This is a genomic window from Methylobacterium sp. DB0501, assembly GCF_011043735.1.
In the GTDB taxonomy this organism is placed as follows: Bacteria; Pseudomonadota; Alphaproteobacteria; order Rhizobiales; family Beijerinckiaceae; genus Methylobacterium; species Methylobacterium alsaeris.
In genome coordinates this window covers 151,781-168,001 of the sequence record NZ_JAAKGV010000013.1, presented here as the reverse complement: position 1 = coordinate 168,001, position 16,221 = coordinate 151,781, and the positions used below count along the sequence as shown (strand labels likewise).

Annotated in this window: 13 protein-coding genes; 8 read left to right on the top strand and 5 right to left on the bottom strand. The window is 71.3% G+C overall.

The window, feature by feature from the left end; all coding sequences use genetic code 11:
* Positions 1-125 precede the first annotated feature (125 nt).
* Entirely contained in the window at positions 126-1,820 is a 1,695-nt protein-coding gene (locus G4G93_RS19860; RefSeq protein ID WP_165086565.1) for a methyl-accepting chemotaxis protein, read from the top strand.
* A gap of 30 nt (positions 1,821-1,850) precedes the next feature.
* Here G4G93_RS19860 and G4G93_RS36005 read toward each other — a convergent pair whose 3' ends face one another.
* Positions 1,851-5,141 carry a nucleotide disphospho-sugar-binding domain-containing protein gene (locus G4G93_RS36005; RefSeq protein WP_312892133.1) on the bottom strand — a complete coding sequence of 1,097 codons (3,291 nt, stop codon included), beginning with the start codon at positions 5,139-5,141 and terminating at the stop codon, positions 1,851-1,853.
* Positions 5,142-5,920: 779 nt separating this feature from the next.
* Entirely contained in the window at positions 5,921-6,712 is a 792-nt protein-coding gene (locus tag G4G93_RS19845) for a class II glutamine amidotransferase (RefSeq protein WP_165086564.1), read from the bottom strand.
* Positions 6,713-7,180: 468 nt separating this feature from the next.
* On the opposite strand from G4G93_RS19845, the gene G4G93_RS19840 reads away from it, so the two are divergent.
* Complete coding sequence (locus G4G93_RS19840) at positions 7,181-7,564, top strand: response regulator (RefSeq protein ID WP_165086563.1); 384 nt, start codon at positions 7,181-7,183, stop codon at positions 7,562-7,564.
* Between the two features lie 92 nt (positions 7,565-7,656).
* Here G4G93_RS19840 and rpsU read toward each other — a convergent pair whose 3' ends face one another.
* Together rpsU and G4G93_RS19830 are read right to left on the bottom strand one after the other, a co-directional pair.
* Positions 7,657-7,959, bottom strand: coding sequence for a 30S ribosomal protein S21 (gene rpsU, locus G4G93_RS19835; protein ID WP_165086561.1), 303 nt, complete (start codon positions 7,957-7,959; stop codon positions 7,657-7,659).
* A gap of 334 nt (positions 7,960-8,293) precedes the next feature.
* Positions 8,294-9,529, bottom strand: coding sequence for a polyhydroxyalkanoate depolymerase (locus tag G4G93_RS19830; protein ID WP_165086560.1), 1,236 nt, complete (start codon positions 9,527-9,529; stop codon positions 8,294-8,296).
* A gap of 298 nt (positions 9,530-9,827) precedes the next feature.
* Between G4G93_RS19830 and G4G93_RS19825 the strand changes: the two genes are divergently transcribed.
* Positions 9,828-10,481, top strand: a complete 654-nt coding sequence (locus G4G93_RS19825) for a glutathione S-transferase (protein WP_165086558.1) — start codon at positions 9,828-9,830, stop codon at positions 10,479-10,481.
* A gap of 266 nt (positions 10,482-10,747) precedes the next feature.
* Here G4G93_RS19825 and chrA read toward each other — a convergent pair whose 3' ends face one another.
* Positions 10,748-12,133 (bottom strand): chromate efflux transporter, encoded by a 1,386-nt coding sequence (gene chrA / locus G4G93_RS19820; RefSeq protein WP_165086557.1) that lies wholly within the window; start codon positions 12,131-12,133, stop codon positions 10,748-10,750.
* A 134-nt stretch (positions 12,134-12,267) separates the two neighbouring features.
* On the opposite strand from chrA, the gene ruvB reads away from it, so the two are divergent.
* The 5 genes from ruvB to G4G93_RS19795 all read left to right on the top strand — a co-directional run bounded on the left by ruvB (position 12,268) and on the right by G4G93_RS19795 (position 16,161).
* Positions 12,268-13,314 (top strand): Holliday junction branch migration DNA helicase RuvB, encoded by a 1,047-nt coding sequence (gene ruvB / locus G4G93_RS19815; protein WP_165086556.1) that lies wholly within the window; start codon positions 12,268-12,270, stop codon positions 13,312-13,314.
* Complete coding sequence (locus tag G4G93_RS19810) at positions 13,307-14,242, top strand: metallophosphoesterase (protein WP_165086555.1); 936 nt, start codon at positions 13,307-13,309, stop codon at positions 14,240-14,242. The genes ruvB and G4G93_RS19810 overlap by 8 nt, the downstream gene beginning before the upstream one ends.
* Before the next feature lie 134 nt (positions 14,243-14,376).
* Positions 14,377-14,781, top strand: a complete 405-nt coding sequence (ybgC, locus tag G4G93_RS19805) for a tol-pal system-associated acyl-CoA thioesterase (protein ID WP_165086622.1) — start codon at positions 14,377-14,379, stop codon at positions 14,779-14,781.
* 186 nt (positions 14,782-14,967) lie between these two features.
* Positions 14,968-15,684, top strand: coding sequence for a protein TolQ (tolQ, locus tag G4G93_RS19800; RefSeq protein ID WP_165086554.1), 717 nt, complete (start codon positions 14,968-14,970; stop codon positions 15,682-15,684).
* Between the two features lie 30 nt (positions 15,685-15,714).
* Positions 15,715-16,161, top strand: coding sequence for a biopolymer transporter ExbD (locus G4G93_RS19795; RefSeq protein WP_165086553.1), 447 nt, complete (start codon positions 15,715-15,717; stop codon positions 16,159-16,161).
* Positions 16,162-16,221: the final 60 nt, after the last annotated feature.

Below are 16,221 nucleotides of genomic sequence, written 5' to 3'. Positions count from 1 at the left end.
CTTCGATAAAATTTTTTAATTTCGACATAAAAGCATCATAATGATCGGTGTCCGACTAAGTTTAAACTTGCATCAATCTCTGTCGTCGTATGGGCGCCGCGTGAGATCCATTCGCGGTGCGTTCCATGCGCTTTCAATCCTTGCGCTTTACCCTGGGCGGCAAGCTCGGCATCGTCGTCGGGCTGCCGATCCTGGTCGCCGTCGGCATCGCCGCCTTCGCGGTCTCCCTCTCGCACAACGAGCAGGGCCGCACCGCCGCGGTGGAGGCGGCCTGGGAGGCGGCGCTCCACACCCGCACCCTGGCGCAGGGCATCGAGCACGTCGTGGTGACGGTGCAGGCGCTGGCGGCGTCCGAGGACGTCGCGGAGGCAAAGCAGAAATTCGGGGCCCTGCGCCGGGCGCTGTCGGCGGTCGAGGCCGAGCGCCCGGCCTTCTTCGCGGCGCTCAAGCCCTATCTCGATGAGGACGAAGCGCGAAAACTGTCGCTGACCTTGCAGGAATTCCTCGCCTACCAGCGCGATACGGCCGAACTCGGCCAGACGCTGTCGCCCAAGGCGGCGCAGATCCAGGCCGCCGACGCGGCGACGATTGCGAGCCGCGAGCGGATGGTGGCGCGGATCCTCACCCTCGGCGATGCGGTGCTGGCGCGCCTGCAGGAGCAGCGCGAGGATGTGCGGCAATCGCGCCGCCGCGAGGCGGTGGCCCTCGTCGCGGTGCCGGCCCTCGGGCTCCTCGTCGCCCTCGCCGGCGCGGCCTGGGTGAGCCTGGCCCAGGTGCAGCACCCGCTTCAGGCCCTGCGCCGCACCATGCAAGCCCTCACCGCGGGGGATCTGGCGGTCGCGGTGCCGTTCACCCGGCGGCGCGACGAGATCGGCGAGATGGCGGGGGCCATCGCGGTGTTCCAGGGCGCTCTGCGCGACCGGGAGACGGCGCAGGCCCTGGAGCGGGCTCGCATGGCGATCGAATCGCAGCGGGCCGAGCGGCTGGATGCGGCCTGCCGCGCCTTCGAGGCCCGGGCCTCGCAGGCCGCGGGAGCGCTCAACGCCTCGACCCGCGAGATGGAGCTGACCGCCGACGTGCTGTCGCGGGCCGCGCACGAGGTCGAGGAGCAGTCGGAGGCCGTCACCGGCGCCTCCGGGGTGGCGGCGCAGGCGGTCGGGGCGGTCGACGGCGCCTTCCGGCTGTTCGCGGACTCCGCCGCCGGCGTCGGCGATCGGGTCGGCCGGGCGAGCGAGATGGCGAGCGCGACCCTCGCCCGCAGCCGCTCGACCGCCGCGACGGTGGAGCGGCTGGTCGACGCCTCGGGCGAGATCGGCGAGGCCGCCGGCCTGATCCGCAGCATCGCCGGGCAGACCAACCTGCTCGCGCTCAATGCCGCGATCGAGGCGGCCCGGGCCGGAGCGGCGGGCCGCGGCTTCGCCGTGGTGGCCGCCGAGGTCAAGGCGCTCGCCGGCCAGACGGCGGCCGCGACCGACCGGATCGCCGCCCAGATCGCCGCGATCCAGGGCGCGACCCGCCACACCGCCGAGGAGATCGGCGCGATCATCGACGCGGTGGCGGAGACGAGCCGCCTCGCCGACGAGATCCGGGGCGCGATGCAGGACCAGGCGGCGGCGAGCCAGGGGATCGGCCGCAACATCGACCGCGCCGGTGCCGAGGCCCGCAGCGTCGCCGACAGCATCGACCAGGTCCGTGCCGCCTCGCTGGCGAGCGCCGCGCAGTCGGATCAGGTCCGGGCGGTGGCCGGGCTGCTGGCCCAGAACTCGGCGCTGCTCTCCGAATCGGTGGCGGCGTTCCTCGGGGAGGTGCGGGCGGCGTGAGGCCGGGCATCTCGACCCCGCAGGGAGGCGTCAGGCGGCCGGTGTTCCGGACTCGAGGCCCAGCAGCCGGCGCGCCTGCCGCACGCGCTCGTCGGTCAGCGCCGGATCGCCGTCCTCCATCGCGATGTAGCCGTAGATCTGCCGGTTGTCGAAATACTGCACGATGCCCGCCGCTCGGGCCCGCCGCGAGAAGATGACGTAGTCGAGGGCGTCCGTGCCGTCGGTATGGCCCAGGCGCGGGATCACGTCGGCCCGCACAAGGTAGGTGCAGCGGACCACCGGCATCTCGATCAGCCCGGTCACGTGCCGGAACAGCACCGGCTCGTAGAGGTCGCCGTCCTTGAAGTAGCCCGCCTCGTCGACCGCCGCGTGGTAGTTCGAGAAAAGCTGCGCCGGCTCGACGTGGCGCAGGAGCGGCGCCACGATCGGCAGGCCCGTCGCGACGAGGTTGCGCAGCGTGCACGGGCGGATGAGGTTGTCGCACTCGGCCGTGAAGTAATAGGCGCAGCCATGCCGGGTGGTCGCGGTCAGGCCCAGATCCTTCGCCCGACCCAGATTCTTCGCCGGATCGCACGCCTCGGCGCCGTCCTGGTCGATCGCCGCGTAGTCCCCGCCTACCCGCGCGAGCCAGGCATCCAGGATGTCCCGCGTCCGGTCGGAACCGTCGACGATGCGCACATACAGCACGATCGCCGATTTCGGATAGTCGAGCGCGTCGATGCAGTCGAGGAACAGCGGCAGCACCGTGTCCCGGTTCCCGGCCAGGATCGCCAGCAGCACGCGGGGCTCGGGCTCGGGCAGGGCGGCATCGAGGGAACGCGGGATCGTGAGCGCGTGGTCGCCGTTGGCCGACGCCGCCATGCCGCGATCGAGCCGGTCCAAGGCGAAGCGGGCATTCGCCAGGAACCGCGCACGCTGGTCGTCCGGCACCGCGCCGGAGGCCAGGGCGCGCAGGCCGGCATCGAGGCTGTCGCGGACGTCGCCGGACCAGTAGGCGTTGATGGCGTATTCGTCGAGCGCGCCGTACTCGTAGATCCAGCGCTCCAGGAACAGGCCCCGCCCCGGCATCGGCATGGCGGCGGCGGCCTTGGCGTAGCCGGTGCCGCGCCGGTGCTCGGCATGCATCCGGCAGGCGGCGCTCGCGGCGTGCGGCGCCTCGGCGCGCCGGGGCCGCAGCGCCATCGCCCGCTCCAGGGGCGCCAGCACCTCGGCCAGGGGCCGCCCGGCCAGCAGCCTATGCCGCCCGGCCTCCAGCAGCGATACGTAGACCTCCTCGCGCGCGAAGCCCTGGTCCGCCCGCTCCAGGAACCGCGCGATCGCGGCGTCCGTCTCGCCGCGATCGCGATGGCGCTGGGCGAGGTGGAAGGTGTAGCGCGCGGCCAGCAGCGGGGTGGGCGCGTCCGCCAGGGCGCGCGCGATCACCACCGGGTCGAGCCGGTCGGTGCCCGGCGCCCGCCCCCATTCCGGGCCGGCGCGCAGGACCGGGCCCGGCAGGTGCGCGAGGGTCCCGGCTTCCTCGCAGCCGAGGGATTCGTGGATCGCCCCGTCGTAGCGCCAGGGCAAGGCGCTGCGCAGGAGCTGCAGGCGGCGGCAGAGCGAGGCTCCGGAGGCGACGCCGAGGGTGTAGCCGTCGGCGGTCAGCGCCGGCAGCGCGTAGCCCGGCGGCGCGTCGAGCCGGTCCCCGGCCTCGACGACGAGGCTGTAGCGGCCGTGCCGGCGGGCGAGGTCCAGCGCCTCGCTGCGGGTCTCGGCGAAGCCGCGCCACGGGCGCTCGGACAGGGTGCCGGGCAGGTCGGCCAGCGCCCGCCGGACGATGTCCTGCGTGCCGTCGGTGGAGCCGGTATCGACGACGACCCAGGCGTCGATCAGCGGGCGCAGGCTCTCGAGGCAGGCGCGGATGATCGGCGCCTCGTTCCGGACGACCATGCAGAGGCACACGATCCGGCCGGAATCCGGATCGTCGGCAGGACGGTCCGGTCCGTCCCGCGGCGGTCCTGGGGGTACGGCGACGGCGTCGTGGGACGGGGCGGTCCTCTCGTCGGGCACCCCGGCAGCGGACGACACTCCCCGGGAGGGTGAGGGCAGTGCCAGAATGGCGTCGCAGGCCTTGGCGACGCCGTTCTCGGCCCGCATCAGCCCCTGCACCTCGCGGCAGGCCGCCGCCACCGCGGGCGAGTGCAGCAGCGCCTCCACCGCCCGCCGCGCCCGCTGCGGGGTGAAGCGCCAGCGCGCGAGCGAGGTCCCGACCCCGAGCCGCACCACCCGCTCGGCCTCGTCGGCATGGTCGAAGGCCACCGGCACGATCAGCTGCGGGCAGCCCGCCGCCAGAGCCTGCGCCACCGTGCCGACCCCGCCATGGTGGACCAGGGCCGCGCAGGCCGGCAGCAGCCGGCTCAAGGGGGCATAAGGCACGTGCAGGATGCCCGGCGGCAGGTCGACGGGGATCTCCCCGGCCCGGCCGGCGAGGAGGAGGCCGCGGCGCCCGGTGAGCCGGCAGATCTCGACGGCGGTGGCGAAGAAGCGTTGCGCGCCCGCCATCGCCGAGCCGTAGGTGAAGACCAGCGGCGGCGGACCGTCGCGCAGGAAGGCGGCGAGATCGGACGCGAGGTCCCCGGCATCGCCGAAGGTGTCGGCGAGGGGAAACCCGGTCTGCGTCACCTGGGCCGGCCAGTCGGGCTGGGGCGGGGCGTACCAGTCGGGCACCGCGAGCAGGACCCGCTCGGGGCTGTGCCACCAGTGGCGCAGGCGCTTGACCGGGTCGAGGCCCAGGCCGGCCCGGAAGGCATTGAGCGGCGGCAGCGCGGCGGGGCCGAGGACGAAGCGATCGGCGCCGCGGCCGAGGGCGTGGCGCCAGCGCGCCGGCATCAGGCGGGGGAGCGGCAGACCCGGCAGGCGGGGCGGGGCGAGGCGGCTCTCGAGCAGCATCGGCATCAGGTGAAGGGTGGTGAGGGACAGGCCGAGGCGCTCCTGCGCCACGCGGGCACCCAGCGCCAGGGTCGAGGCGACGACGAGGTCGGCGGGCGTCGCCTCCGCCTCCAGCCAGCGATAGGTCGGCTCGGTCGCCTCCGCGACGGCGGCGAGCATCGCCCTCGCGCCGCGGACCGGCCGCCACAGGGCCGGCTGGGCGACAGCCCGGGCGAAATCGCCCGGCGTGCCGAGGGGGTGGAAGGCGAGGCCGGCGCGATCCGCCAGCGGCCAGTACGGTCCCGGCGCCGCGACCTGCACCCGGTATCCCCGTTCCTGGAGCGCCGCCGCGATGGCGATCATCGGCAGGATATCGCCATGTGTGCCCAGAGCCGCGAGAAATACGCGCCGCCTCACGTCGCCCGACCTGCCCGTCCCGAGAAAGGATGCGGGACGCCCCGCATCGTCGGAGCCGCACGCCTGAGGCCGTGTCTCGCCATCTCCCTGGGAGAGTCTTGCTTCCCGGGAAGGCCTTGCGCTCGGCGATGCCTTGCCACCCGTATCTCTGGGCGCTTGCACCGGACGACGCAAGGAGAATTTCAGATCTGAGGGGGGAAATTAGGTGACAACAATGATGCTTGTGTGATTATTGATTTTATCAAAACAATTATATATTTGATACGATTCTCGCAATTGCATCTTATAATAATGTTGTAAAAATATAGATTGAGGGATTTCGTGATCGATCCTGAAGCAATTTATTATTCTGGCGATCCCACAATGCCGTCCATGGGGTGCCAGGGCCGATCCATAGGTCGCGGGGGCGTGCGGCCTGGATGGACACCGGCTCTCCGGAGCGACCGTGATCGCCTCGCATTGCAAAGGATATCATCGACGCAAGTCTGCGCTGCTCGAGGCGGAGATCGGTCGATGCCGCGACGATGTTTCGCCCACGAGGGACGGCGAATCGGGCGAAGAACGGATGCGAGTTCCGATGGGTCCGTTCCGGGCTCGGCGAAGCACGTGATCCCTCTCCCGGATCGTACGGCGATACTGGGCAAGCCCGGCTCGCCTGGAGAGGGGAGGCGCGGCCCTTACTCGGACAGGCCCGTCCGAAAGCGCATGAAGCAGGCCTTCCCCGGGCTGCAGGCCGTCACGGGGCGCCCGCCGGTCCCGGATCGTCCGGAAGGTTGTCCTCAGGCCGCCGCCCGCCGGTCCTCCGTCTCCGGCCCGACCACCCGCACCGGTTGGCCCGGGCGGGCGAGCAGCGTGCCGCCCTTCGGCACCTCGGACCAGCCGGCGCGCAGGCCGTCGATCGGCTCGGAGACGACGGCGAGGCCGGTGCCGGTCTGGCGCCAGTACAGGCTCGGCGGGCGGCCGTCGCAGGCCCAGCGATAGGCGGTCAGGCTCTCGCCGTCGGTGAGCACGCCGGTGAAGCGCAAGGGCTCGTCGATGCCGGCCTCGCGCATCAGGCCGCGGGCGGTCGACACGCTCGCCGCCATGGCGCCGACGGGATCGTGCTCGAGGCCGTTCGCGAGGGCCAGCAGGAAGAGCGCCTCCGAATCGGTCGAGCCCTGGCGCGCCTCGTAGAGCCCGTCCGGGATCAGCGCCTCGAGCCTCCGGCGGATCCGGCCGTACCCGCCGATCTGGCCGTTATGCATGAACAGGTGGCGGCCGTGGGAGAAGGGGTGGCAGTTCGCCCGCGTGGTCGCCGTGCCGGTCGAGGCCCGGACATGGGCGAAGAAGGTGCGGGCGCGGATCTGCCGGGAGAGGCTGCGCAGGTTCTCGTCGGACCAGGCCGGCCGCACGTCGCGGTAGAGGCCCGGCTCCGGCCGCTCGCCGTACCAGCCGATGCCGAACCCGTCGCCGTTGGTCTCGGTCTGGGCCTCCGCTGCGTGCAGCGACTGGTGCACGAGGGAATGGGTCGGCGCACAGACCAGCTCGTCGAGATAGACCGGATCGCCGTGGTAGGCGAGGAAGCGGCACATCGGCTCTTCACCCCCCGCGGCGTGTGCCGGTCCCGCTCCGGGCCGTGCCTGATCCGCCGCCGTCATCGAAAAGTAACATTCTGCGCAGGACGGTGAACAGCCCGTTAATGCGCCGCGGCAGGCCAGGAGCGCTGCAGCATGCCCACCAGGCGGGCAATAGCCTAAGGGAACGGTCCGCCATGCGCGCGGCGCATCATCCGCCGCGCGAAGGTAGACCTATGGGCGGGATCAATGTCAGCATTGAGTCGTTGATGCTCACGCAGGCGTGTTCGCGTAGCCGGCTTGCGTCCGCGTTCCCCGGTTGGCGTGTCACGCCGGGCCCGATCCCCGTTCCGTCGGTTCTCCTCGTCCCCGCCCGGGAGGCGATGGCGCGATTCGTCGGGCGGCCGGTCGATCAGCATTCGTCCCGAGCATTCACGAGGACCCGGGCATTCAGACACCAACAGTCGAAGACTGACAGGAGGCTTCATGGGCAGAGCAGCACCCACCGCGCCGATCGCCGTCGTGGTGGAGGACGATGAATCCGTAAGGGACTTCGCCGCGGCGATCCTGGAGGAGACCGACCTCGCGGTCATCACCTGCGACAGCGCCGCCGGCGCCCTGGCGGTGATGCGCGAGCACGGCTCCGAGGTCGCGCTGCTGTTCACGGAGATGCAGCTCTCCGGCGAGATGGACGGTGCCGCCCTGGCCCGTACCGTCGAGCGGGACTGGCCGGACGTGCGGCTGGTGGTGACATCGCGGCCGGGGGCGGCGAAGGCCGTGCCGGACCATGCCGTCTACATGCAGAAGCCCTGGCGGCCCCTCGACGTGCTGGTCGAGGCCGAGCGCGCGGCCACCGGCGCCGCGGCCTGACCAAACGCGAAGAGCCCGTACGCCTCGCGGCGTCGGGCTCGACGATTCGGGATGGGCCCCGCCGCACGTGCGGACGGGGCTCAGCCGGGTGCTTACGCGTTGGCGGCCGGAGCGGCGGCCGGGGCCGGGGCCGACGGGGCCATGCCGGGACGGCGGGGAGCGCCGACGCGGGGCTTGGGCTTCGGCGCAGCGATCAGACCCTCGCGGATCGCGGTCTTGCGGGCCTGCTTGCGGGCGCGGCGCACGGCCTCCGCCTTCTCGCGGGCCTTGCGCACCGACGGCTTCTCGTAAGCCTTGCGCTGCTTCATCTCGCGGAAGATGCCCTCGCGCTGCATCTTCTTCTTGAGGACGCGGAGAGCCTGATCGACGTTGTTGTCCCGAACGAGTACCTGCAAGGGTGTATGTCCTCTTGTCTAAATCCGAAATCGTGGCCGACCTTGCGCGGAACGCGCCCGGATGGCTGCCTGCCCGGCAAACCGAAATGCACCCCACGCCCCGGACCTGGAAGGACCGGGAGGGGCCTAGATCGCATCGCGGTCGCACCGGAGCCCGGCGCAAGCTGTCGGCGCACGGTATGCGCCTGATCGCGGCCTTACACCACTCCGCTACGACTTCCAACCGGGGAGTGGCCGCCTGACCGAAATTTGAGCGGCTGCGGGCCTCGAACGGGCCTCGGTGTCGGGGCCTCCGGCCGGGATGCCGCCGCATCTAGGCGACGGCTTGGCGCAATCAAGCGTTGGCCTGGATGAAGCTGCGCACCTGCGGGTAGGTCTGCGCCTCCCACTTGCGGCCGGAGAAGACGCCGTAATGGCCGACGCCGGGCTGCAGGTGGTGGCGCTTGCGGAAGGGTTTCAGGCCGCTGCAGAGGTCGTGCGCCGCCACCGTCTGGCCGACGGAGCAGATGTCGTCGCGCTCGCCCTCGACCGTCATCAGGGCGGTCCTGCGGATCGCCCGTGTGTCGATGGGATTGCCGCGGAAGGTCAGCGCGTTCCGCGCCAGGGTCGCGTCCTGGAACACGGTCTTGACCGTCTCGAGATAGAATTCCGCCGCGAGGTCGAGCACCGCGAAATACTCGTCGTAGAAGGTCTCGATCTGTGCCGCCTTGGCCTGGGCCTCCTTCGCCTGGGCGCCCTCGCCCTCGGCGAGGTGCCAGTAGAGGTCGAGATGGCCGTGCATGTGGCGCGCGGCGTTCATCGACATGAAGGCGCCGACCTGCATGAAGCCCGGATAGACCCGGCGCCCGGCCCCGGCATGGCGGCGCGGCACGGTGGCGATCAGGTTGCGCTCGAACCACGCGATCGGGCGGGAGGTGGCGAGCTCGTTCACCTTGGTCGGGTTGACCCGGGTGTCGACCGGGCCGGCCATCAGGGTCATGCTCGCCGGATGCGCCGCGTTGCGGCTCTCGGCCATCACCGCCGCCGCGGCGAGCGCCTGCACGCAGGGCTGGCACACCGCGACGATGTGGGCGCCCTCGCCGATCGTCTCCAGGAACTGCATCAGGTGGGCGACGTAATCGTCGAAGCCGAAGCGGCCGGCGCTCAGCGGCACGTCGCGGGCATTGTGCCAGTCGGTGATGTAGACGTCGTGGTCGCTGAGGAGGGTGCGCACGGTCCCGCGCAGGAGCGTGCCGAAATGACCCGACAGGGGTGCGACAACCAGCACCCGCGGCTGCTCGCGGACGACGTCCTTGCGGAAGCGCAGCAGGGTGCCGAAGGGGGTCGAGAGCACCGGCTCCTCGGTCACCGACACCTCGCGGTTGCCGACCCGCACCGCGTCGATCCCGTAGGAGGGCCGGGCATGGGTGAGGCCGGCCCGCATCATCATCCGGGCCGCGGCCGAGACCCAGGTCGCCGGCGCGCCGTAGCCGGCCCGGATCCAGGGCGACGTGCCGTCGTGGAGCACGCGGCCCCAGGCGCGGGTGGCGCTGGCGATGTCCGACTGGACCTCGAAGGCATCATAGAGCATCGGCCCGGGCACTCCCTCACGGACACGCGCTGGATGCGGCCCGCCGGCAAGCGTAAGGCACGGCTTCGTCCTGCCGCGACCGGACTTTCGGCGGAACGCGACGGCAGCCGTCCTCGATCCCGGCGAGATGCGACCCTCGTGCCAAATCGATTTCGCACGCGGCCGAGTCTGCTTCGGCCGACTTGTGCGAAGATTGCGCCCGAACGACCCCGGGCCGTCTCCCGGCGGCACGAGTCTTGGATCGCGAGGGCGCAAACCCAGGGGAAGACGGGCCGCGCTGCCGGCCGGGGAGGACGGGATGGCCGAGGCGACGCTGACGATCTCAAGCCGCAACTATTCGTCCTGGTCGCTGCGGGGCTGGCTGCTCTGCCGCATGGCGGGGCTCGACCTCGACCTGGAGGTCCTGTCCGGCGACCCGGCGAGCCGGGCCGAACTCCTGCACCTCACGCCCTCGTTCCTGGTGCCGCGGCTGACCCACGGGGCGGTGCGGGTCTGGGACGTGCTCGCCATCGCCCAGTACCTCACCGAGGTCCGGCCGCAGGCCGGCCTCCTGCCCGACGACCTCGCCACCCGGTCCTGGTCGCGCTCGATCTCGGGCGAGATGCATGGCGGCTTCATCAACCTGCGCTCGGCCCTGCCGATGAACCTGCGCGCCCGCTACGCCGACTTCACGGTCTGGGGCGGCGCCCAGGCCGACATCGCCCGGGTGATCGAGATCTGGCAGGAGGCGCTGAAAGCTCATGGCGGGCCGTTCCTGTTCGGCGAGCGGCCGGTGGTGGCGGATGCGATGTACGCCCCCGTCTGTACCCGCTTCGTTACCTACGGCGTCGCCCTGCCGCCCGATTGCGCCGCCTACCGCGACACGATCATGGACTGGGACCTGATGCGCGACTGGATCGCCGCGGCGGCCGACGAGCCGGAGGAGATCGAGGAGCTGGACATGGAGTTTTGACGTTTCGGAGTTTTGCCGTTTCGGAGTTTTGAAGACGTTCTTCGGTTTCACGACCGTGATTCAAACCCGTCTCGTCGTTCCGGGGTCGCGAAACGGGGCCCGGTATCCAGAATCGCAGGATATCCGGAATGGAGCGGGATGCGTTCCGCCTCGTCCGGCACCGCCTGCGGTTCCGGCTCCCGGGCTCTCGCCTGCGGCGAGGCCCGGGATGACCCTGTGCGGCGTGGCACGAAGTGCCGGACCTGTTCGCGCGACGATCCGCGCCGTCAGATCAGACCCGCCAGCCGCAAGCCCACCCCCGCCGCCGCACAAGCCCCGAGCACCGGGATCATTCCGACCCGGAAGCGGAACACTGCGACGGCCGCGGCGAGCGCCAGGGCCAGCGCGAAGGGATCGACGCTGGTCAGCACCGGTACGTCGAACCTCACCGGCCCGAAGGCCACCGGGCGCAGGCTCCGAAACAGCGTGTGGAGCGCGAACCAGACTGCGAGGTTCAGGATCACGCCGACCACCGCCGCGGTGATCGCCGAAAGGGCACCGGCGAGCGCCCGGTTGCCGCGCAGGCGCTCGACGTAAGGAGCGCCGACGAAGATCCACAGGAAGCACGGCGCGAAGGTGACCCAGGTGGTGAGCAGCCCGCCCAGCGTGCCGGCGACGAGCGGCGGCAGCGTGCCGGGCGCCCGGAAGGCGGCGAGGAAGCCGACGAACTGCGTCACCATGATCAGCGGCCCGGGCGTGGTCTCGGCCATGCCGAGCCCGTCGAGCATCTCGCCGGGCCGCATCCAGCCATACTGCTCCACCGCCGCCTGCGCCACGTAGGCCAGCGCCGCGTAGGCGCCGCCGAAGGTCACCAGCGCCATCTTGGAGAAGAACACCGCGATCCGCGAGAAGACGTCGCCCGGCCCGAGGACCAGGAGGAGCCCGGCGACGGGCACGAGCCAGATCGCCGCCCAGACGAGCAGGGTCGCGAGGCTGTCGCGCCAGGCTGCCCGCTCGCGCGGCAGGGCGTCGTCGCCGAACAGGTAGGGACCGTCGGTCGCCCCCGCCGCATGCCCCCCGCCGGGGCGGAAATCCGGATGCCCGGCCCGGCCGCCGAGGAACCCGACGAGGCCCGCCGCCACGACGATGAGCGGGAACGGCACGTCGAGAAAAAAGATGCCTACGAAAGCGGCAGCGGCGAGCCCGGCCATCACCCGGCCGCGCAGGGCGCGGCGGCCGATGCGCTGCACCGCCTCGATCACGATGGCGAGCACCGCCGCCTTGAGGCCGAAGAACAGCCCGGCGACCGGGCCGGCCTGCCCGTAGAGGACGTAGATCCAGCTCAGGGCCATGATGGCGAGAAGCCCCGGCAGCACGAACAGCCCGCCGGCGAGAAGGCCGCCCCGGGGCCCGTGCATCAGCCAGCCGACATAGGTCGCGAGCTGCTGCGCCTCCGGGCCGGGCAGGAGCGTGCAGAAATTGAGGGCATGCAGGAAGCGGTTCTCGGAGATCCAGCGCCGCTCCTCGACCAGGACCCGATGCATCACGGCGATCTGCCCGGCCGGCCCGCCGAAGGACAGGGCGGCGACCCGCAGCCAGACCGGGAGGGCCTCGGCCAGGGTGACGGGCCGGGGCGGTGCCTGCCGAAGCGCCGCGGGCTCGATCGTCGTCACGGGGCGGGTCTCCTGATGGGGTGCGCCGCAGCGTAGCGCGATCGGTCGCGTTGTGCGACAGAACCCAGCGATTACATCCGGGACGCGGGCGCCGCCGGCCTCGCGCCGCGAAGACACACGCCGTCAGGTCCCGCTTGAGCAAGTCCAAAGCCCTCCTCACCCCCGAGCGCCGCGAGGACGACCCCGACGCCTCGATCCGGCCGCTCAGCCTCGCCGATTTCACCGGCCAGAAAGCGGCGCGCGCCAACCTCCAGGTGTTCATCGACGCCGCCAAGAAGACCGGCCAGGCCCTCGACCACGTGCTGTTCGTCGGGCCTCCCGGTCTCGGCAAGACCACGCTGGCGCAGATCGTCGCCCGCGAACTCGGGGTGAACTTCCGCTCGACCTCCGGCCCGGTGATCGCCAAGGCCGGCGACCTCGCCGCGCAGCTCACCAATCTCGAAGAGCGCGACGTCCTGTTCATCGACGAGATCCACCGCCTCAACCCGGCGGTGGAGGAGATCCTCTATCCGGCGATGGAGGATTACCAGCTGGACCTCATCATCGGCGAGGGCCCGGCCGCCCGCTCGGTGAAGATCGAATTGCCCAAGTTCACGCTGGTGGCCGCCACCACAAGGGCGGGGCTCCTCACCACCCCCTTGCGCGACCGGTTCGGCATTCCGGTCCGGCTCGAATTCTACGACATCGACGAACTCGAACTGATCGTCAGCCGCGGCGCCCGGGTGCTCGGCATCGGCATGGCGCCGGACGGCGCCAACGAGATCGCCAAGCGCGCGCGGGGCACGCCCCGCATCGCCGGGCGGCTCCTGCGGCGGGTGCGCGACTTCGCCATCGTGGAGGACGCCCCGACCATCACCCGGGCCATCGCCGACCGGGCGCTCCGGCTCCTCGACGTCGATCCCGCCGGCCTCGACACGATGGACCGGAAGTACCTCAGCATCATCGCCCATTCGTTCAACGGCGGGCCGGTCGGGGTCGAGACGATCGCGGCGGCGCTCTCCGAGCCGCGCGACGCGATCGAGGAGATCATCGAGCCCTACCTGATCCAGAAGGGCTTCGTGCAGCGCACGCCGCGGGGCCGGGTGCTGACGGCCCACGCCTTCCGCCATCTCGGCCTGCCGGAGCCGAACCGCGACGCGACGGTGCAGTTCGGCCTGTTCACCGGGGACGAGGATGCGTGAGGAGGGGAGGGGGTACCGCCCCTTCACCCGCCGCCGCGTGCTCCAGGGGGCCGGCGCCGTCGCGCTTTCCGGGATCGGCACCGGCGCCTACGCCACCGGCATCGAGCCGTTCCGGCAGGTCGTGACGCGCTACGCGATCGAGCCGAATCCCGCCGCGCCCTGGCCGGCGGCGCTGACGTTGCGCATCGCCGTCCTCACCGACATCCATGCCTGCGACCCCTGGATGGGCGTCGAGCGCATCGCCGGCATCGTCGACGCCACCAACGCGCTCCAGGCCGACCTGGTGGTGCTGGTCGGCGACTTCGTGGCCGGCCAGCGCTACGTCACCCGCTATGTCCCGGCTGCCGAATGGGCGCCGGTCCTGGGCCGGCTCGCGGCGCCTCTCGGCGTCTACGCGGTGCTCGGCAACCACGATTGGTGGGAGGACAAGGACGCCCAGAAGCGCGGCGCCGGACCGACCATCGCCGGCACGGCGCTGACGGGCAACGGCATCCGGGTCCTGTCGAACGAGGCCGTGCCGCTCGCGACCCGTGCCGGCCCGGTCTGGCTCGCCGGGCTCGAGGACCAGCTCGCCCTGCTGCCGGGCCGCCGCCGCTACGGCCACAGGCGGGTCGGCCTGCACGACCTGCCCGCCACCCTGGCGGCCGTGCCGGACGGCGCTCCGATGATCCTCTTGGCCCACGAGCCCGACATCTTCGCCGAGGTGCCGGCCCGGGTGGCGCTTACCCTGTCGGGCCACACCCATGGCGGGCAGGTGCGGCTGTTCGGCTGGTCGCCGGTGGTGCCCTCGCGCTATCCCGGCCGCTATGCCTACGGCCATGTCCGCGAGGCGGGCGACCTCGTGATCTCCGGGGGATTGGGCCTCAGCATCGCGCCGATCCGCCTCGGGGTGCCGCCGGAGATCGTAGTGGTGGAGCTGGGGAGATGACACGGTCACCTCACCGAGAGCACGGTACACGATACGGCAGGCTGCCCAATGCTCTCGGCCGTCGTTCCCGCACCGCGCAACCTGCCGTGTCGTGTATTGTGGACTGAGAGGACGGAATCCGCGTGACCGAGACCATGCCCCCGGACGCCCACGCCCTGCCGGTGCGCGTCTACTACGAGGACACGGACTTCTCCGGCTTCGTCTACCACGCGAGCTACCTGCGCTTCATGGAGCGGGGGCGCACGGAATTGCTGCGCGGGCTCGCCGGCGACCAGTCCGACCTGCACCGGGAGGCCGACGGCCTGGTCTTCGTGGTGCGGCGGATGAGCCTCGACTACCTCAAGCCCGCCCGCATGGACGATGCGCTGACGGTGCTGACCGCGACCCGCGAGTTGCGCGGCGCCTCGATGCATCTCGACCAGGAGGTCCGCCGCGGCGACGAGACCCTGGTGCGGGCGGAGGTGGTGGTGGCCTGCGTGCGGGAGGGGCGGGCGGTGCGCCTGCCGGAGGCCCTGCGCCGCACGCTCACCCGACGTTGAGCGAGGATGCTCACCATTCCTTAACCCTGCCGGGGGCTTAACTCGCGACGGCGGAACGCTCCGGTCCGGAGCTTCGGCCCATACTTTCGACAGATTCGGGCGCGATCGACACACGATACGAAAAGCCCCGATCCCGGTTGGAGTGCCCGAGGGCCGTCGAACGGCCCGGGACGCGAGGACGACTGCATGAATCCCGCCGATGCCGCCCAGGCGATGCCCGTGGCCGAGATCACGATGTTCGGTCTGTTCTGGCAGGCCCATTTCGTCGTCAAGGTGGTGATGCTCGGCCTGCTCGGCTCCTCGATCTGGTGCTGGTCGATCATCGTCGACAAGACGCTGCTGTTCCGCCGCACCAAGACGGAGATGGACGCCTTCGAGGAGGAGTTCTGGTCCGGCCGGCCGCTGGAGGAGCTGTACCGCGCCTACAACGACAAGCCGGCCAGCGGCCTCGCCGCCCTGTTCGTCGCGGCGATGCGCGAGTGGCGCCGCTCCTACGAGGGCTCGGGCCGCTCGATCCGCAGCCTCGGCCAGCGCATCGACAAGGTGCTCGACGTGACGATCCAGCGCGAGGTCGAGCGGCTGGAGTCGCGCCTGCTGTTCCTGGCCTCGATCGGCTCGGCCGGTCCGTATATCGGCCTGTTCGGCACGGTGTTCGGCATCATGACGGCCTTCACCTCGATCGCCGCCTCGAAGAACACCTCGCTGGCGGTCGTGGCACCCGGCATCGCCGAGGCCCTGTTCGCCACCGCGATCGGCCTGTTCGCGGCGATCCCCGCCGTGCTCGCCTACAACAAGCTCCAGGCCTCGGTCGCCAAGGCGCAAGGCCGCCTCGAAGGCTTCGCCGACGAGTTCTCGGCCATCCTGTCGCGCCAGATCGACGAGCGCATGGCCCTCGCGGCCTGACCCGCGACCCTTGAAGAAGGATTGAGCCAGATGGGCATGGCCTCCGGAGCGGCACAGGGCGGCGGGCGCCGTCGGCGCGGCCGGCGGAGCGGCGGCGCGATCAACGAGATCAACATGACGCCGTTCATCGACGTCGTGCTGGTGCTCCTGATCATCTTCATGGTCGCCGCGCCGATGATGACGGTGGGCGTGCCCCTCGACCTGCCGCAGACCAAGGCCGCCCCGCTCAACCAGGATTCGAAGCCGGTCACCCTCTCGATCCGCCAGACCGGCCAGGTCTTCCTCGGCGAGGATGAGCTCTCCGACGACGCGATCGTCGCCAAGCTCTCGGCCACCGCCAAGGATGGGTTCGAGGAGCGGGTCTTCGTGCGCGGCGACAAGCGGGTCGATTACGGCCGCGTCGCCCAGGTGATGGCGATCGTGACGGGCGGCGGCTTCAAGAAGGTCGCCCTCGTGACCGAGCCCGACCAGCGTTAGTAGGGCGGGGTTCTCCGGTGGCGTTTCCCTTCGACAGGTCCGAGCCCGGCGTCTGGGTCT

What these genes read in the sequence shown, in the direction of transcription:
- G4G93_RS19860 (WP_165086565.1), top strand. Translation starts at nt 126, where the DNA reads ATGCGCTTTCAATCCTTGCGCTTTACCCTGGGCGGCAAGCTCGGCATC.
- G4G93_RS19810 (WP_165086555.1), top strand. Translation starts at nt 13,307, where the DNA reads ATGCGTGAGGAGGGGAGGGGGTACCGCCCCTTCACCCGCCGCCGCGTG.
- G4G93_RS19845 (WP_165086564.1), bottom strand. Translation starts at nt 6,712, where the DNA reads ATGTGCCGCTTCCTCGCCTACCACGGCGATCCGGTCTATCTCGACGAG.
- ybgC (WP_165086622.1), top strand. Translation starts at nt 14,377, where the DNA reads ATGCCCCCGGACGCCCACGCCCTGCCGGTGCGCGTCTACTACGAGGAC.
- G4G93_RS19825 (WP_165086558.1), top strand. Translation starts at nt 9,828, where the DNA reads ATGGCCGAGGCGACGCTGACGATCTCAAGCCGCAACTATTCGTCCTGG.
- tolQ (WP_165086554.1), top strand. Translation starts at nt 14,968, where the DNA reads ATGAATCCCGCCGATGCCGCCCAGGCGATGCCCGTGGCCGAGATCACG.
- G4G93_RS19795 (WP_165086553.1), top strand. Translation starts at nt 15,715, where the DNA reads ATGGGCATGGCCTCCGGAGCGGCACAGGGCGGCGGGCGCCGTCGGCGC.
- G4G93_RS19830 (WP_165086560.1), bottom strand. Translation starts at nt 9,529, where the DNA reads ATGCTCTATGATGCCTTCGAGGTCCAGTCGGACATCGCCAGCGCCACC.
- G4G93_RS19840 (WP_165086563.1), top strand. Translation starts at nt 7,181, where the DNA reads ATGGGCAGAGCAGCACCCACCGCGCCGATCGCCGTCGTGGTGGAGGAC.